Consider the following 3,244-nt stretch of genomic DNA (forward strand, 5'->3'; position numbering starts at 1 on the left):
GGGTGGGGGGGATCCGACAGCTTGGCTCTGGGGCAGTGGGATGGGAGCTGATGAGCCGGCAGATGAGGGGGGAAACAGCGGCGAAGGGGGAGCGGCCTGGGTGAATTGAACGGCCCAGCGGGAGGGGCCGGCGGTGAGCAGTTGCAGGTGGTTAAGGCTGAGGGGCTGATCCGGCTGCAGATAGAGCACAAAACGGGTGATGGTATCCGTAAGCTGGCTAATCTGCAGAGAGGTGACACGGCCTGCAAAGGTCTGGGTCTGGGGCTCCCGTCCGAAGCGGGTGTTGGGAAAATCCAGCACAACCCGAGGCGGATTCTGCAGCACGAACAGAAAAGGCCGCACCTCGCCCTGGGTGTTAACTTCCAGCCGCCCCTGCTGGGGGTCGTAGTACCAACGCTCAATGCGCGATAAACCTGGGGCTGTAATCGCCTGAGCCTGGACAGAGGGAGGGGGAAACAGTCCTGCTCCCGCCAAGCTCAACAGCAGCATCGCCCCCCATATCCGCCTTGACCTCGGCTTGCCGAATTCAGGCATGACCTTCCATCCACTCCCCACACCTGCTGCCCTCAACTATACCAACCTGCCCTCGGAGCAGCCTGGGAAGGAGCGCAATTCCGCTCTTGCTTGCGGGGCCAGAGGATAATGGGCGTATCTTCTCCATCCCACTGCTTGTTCTCCGACGAGGTATCTTGGGATGCCCAGGCCACCGGATCCCCTAGCCCTGGCCCGAGCTGGACACGCCCAGTCAATTGTGCAGGTTGTGCGGATGGAGCTGCTGCGGCGTCGCTGGTGTGCCCGAGTAGACTTTGCCGACGAGACCCTGCACGTCCACCTCATCGGATCTCCTTATCGGCCTCAGCTCTCCCCCCAAGTTGCCGCCGCCCAACTGTTTCTGATCCTGAAGCAACTGCGGATTCCACGGCTGGATCAAGTGGAGATTTGCGCTTTCCGCGGCTCACGCTTGCTCTGGCGGCAGAGCCTAAAGCTGGGATCCCGGCGGCGTTGGGATCGGTTTTCTTTTGGCAACTGGTCGGTGAACGCTTGGGCTTACCCGGCTGCTTTTGCAATGGCCCTGATGGTGAACAACATCGGCTTATTGCGGTTGCTGCATTTGCCTTGGCACATTTGGATTCACGAGCTCGGCCATGCCACCGTCGCCTGGTGGAGCGGGTATCGGGCTTTGCCTCTGCCCATCGGCTGGACAAGCGTTAGCTCCCAGAGGGATCCCTTTGTGTATTTTGGAATCCTCTTTTTGCTGATTTTGCTGTTCTGGTCGGCCCGCCAGGAGCAGATGAGATGGCTACAGGCGCTGGCCGTTCTTCTTGCCCTATTCCAGTTCTATATGACCTGGCTGATGCCCAATCGCACTCAGGATCTGTTGATTACCTTTGGTGGTGTTGGAGGGGAGTTTTATCTCAGCACCTTTTTGATGGCCAGCTTTTATTTTCCCCTGCCAGATCGTTGGCGATGGGACTCTTTGCGATTTGTCGTGCTGGGGATCGCGAGCAGCAGCCTGTGGAGAAGCTTTTGGGAATGGCACAGCATCAGACTGGGATTGGCCGAGGTTCCCTGGGGAACTTTGTTGGGCGGCCAAGGAGATGCCAGGGGGGATATGAACCGCCTAAACTACGACTTTGGCTGGAGCACCGATCAAATTATCCAAACCTACACTTTTTTAGGGAACCTGTGTGTTTTCGTCGTATTGAGCCTATATGTTCTATTCCTGTTGCGGGCAAATGATGAGATTTGGCTGTATCTGCGAGCAAAGCTTATTCTTTGGATGGATGGTTTGATAGGCTCCAGTTCAAGGAAACGTTCTTAAGATCCTCTTGTACTGAACATTGCCCCAACTACAACTTTTTCCGGCAGCACCAGCTACATCCGGCGCAAAATGAGCTCTTGGGTAAAAGGGATCCCGCTTGTCTCCAGAACTTCCCTAGTGTCCAACTCGATTCCTCAAGGGGGCAGGATCATTTTGGTTTTGGACTGCAGCTTTGCCGGTTGGGAATTGCTCCAACCACTCCGTTGAGCTCAGAGGGCGTTTGTGGTGCCCATCTGGGCAATGATTGGGCGGGAGAAGCGGCACCCCTATCAGGTTGGAGATGGCCTGTTGAGCATTCGCTCTATGCTGAGGGATATGTATAGACAAACTTCCTCTGCAACGGTACTTTACCCATGTCAGCCGCCTTCTCTTGGCCCTACCGCACCCCAGGGATCCCAGACTCTGCCTTTGAACGCATCCCAGGGATTCCGATGAGCCCTCGTGAGGTGCGCGTGTTGGTGCTAAGCCAGTTGCGCCTGGGAGAGAACCACTGCCTGTGGGATATCGGCGCCGGAACCGGCACAATTGCCATTGAAGCGGCTGTTCTATGCCCCAAAGCTCGCGTGATTGCCATCGAGCGAGATGCCGAGGTAGTCAGCCTAATCGAGAGCAATTGCGAGAAATTTGGCCTCACCAACGTGCAGGTGATTCAAGGTACTGCCCCCGATTGTCTGCAACACCTTTCTCCGGCACCGGATCGCATCTGCATTGAGGGAGGCCACCCCCTACGCGAGATCTTGGAAGCCTGCTGGAGCCATCTCAGCCCCAACGGGCGGGTCGTGGCGACGACCAACTCTTTGGATGGGCTCTACGGCCTTTCTGCCGGCCTGGCCGCTGTGCGGGCTCATCATGTGGAGGTGATTCAATCGGCGGTGAACCGCCTGGAACACCGCGGTCGGACTCAAATGCTGCTGGCATTGGATCCCACCTTTGTTTTGAGCGGAGAAAAAATGGGCTAAGTTTTGTGTAAACTGTTTACATTTTTTGGTAAATCTTTTCCTAAGGTGATGGATAAAAGTGGATTGATTTATCTCGGCTGTCTTAGAACCAGCAGAAAAGATTGGGTCACCCAAACCTTAAGCTATACTGATATTTCTCGATCCCAAACTCAAATCTGCTTTTATACCAGATTAAGAGAGCTGGGAAACCCAATAGCTATGGATCAATTCCAACACCCCTTTCAGGAATCACGGGAAGTCAGGCTGCGGCAACTGTTGATTCGAGAGCGCTGGCCGGAAATGCTGAAAGGCTGCCGGGCTTGCATCCATTGGGACGACTTCAAGCGACCGGAATGCTGTGGTGATTGCGGCATCGGGGATCGACGCAGGCAAGCAGTAGCCGAAGAAAGCCCACCCAGCAAGTCCCCAGGCATTTAGGGTTCGCAAGCTTCCCAAATTGGGATCCCAGCTCCTGCAGTAACTT

At 55.8% G+C, this 3,244-nt stretch carries 4 protein-coding genes; 3 read left to right on the top strand and 1 reads right to left on the bottom strand.

Features of this window, described 5'->3' with window-relative positions:
- On the bottom strand, window positions 1-489 hold a 489-nt coding region (locus NW856_RS01750), incomplete at its 3' end, for an AMIN domain-containing protein (RefSeq protein ID WP_414398784.1).
- Between the two features lie 205 nt (window positions 490-694).
- Between NW856_RS01750 and NW856_RS01755 the strand changes: the two genes are divergently transcribed.
- The 3 genes from NW856_RS01755 to NW856_RS01765 all read left to right on the top strand — a co-directional run bounded on the left by NW856_RS01755 (window position 695) and on the right by NW856_RS01765 (window position 3,198).
- Window positions 695-1,822 (top strand): hypothetical protein, encoded by a 1,128-nt coding sequence (locus NW856_RS01755; protein WP_414398785.1) that lies wholly within the window; start codon window positions 695-697, stop codon window positions 1,820-1,822.
- 353 nt (window positions 1,823-2,175) lie between these two features.
- Window positions 2,176-2,781 carry a precorrin-6Y C5,15-methyltransferase subunit CbiT gene (gene cbiT / locus NW856_RS01760; RefSeq protein WP_011432027.1) on the top strand — a complete coding sequence of 202 codons (606 nt, stop codon included), beginning with the start codon at window positions 2,176-2,178 and terminating at the stop codon, window positions 2,779-2,781.
- A gap of 198 nt (window positions 2,782-2,979) precedes the next feature.
- Complete coding sequence (locus tag NW856_RS01765; protein ID WP_414398786.1) at window positions 2,980-3,198, top strand: hypothetical protein; 219 nt, start codon at window positions 2,980-2,982, stop codon at window positions 3,196-3,198.
- Window positions 3,199-3,244: the final 46 nt, after the last annotated feature.

This window comes from Synechococcus sp. R3-13 (assembly GCF_047462195.1).
GTDB lineage: Bacteria > Cyanobacteriota > Cyanobacteriia > Thermostichales > Thermostichaceae > Thermostichus.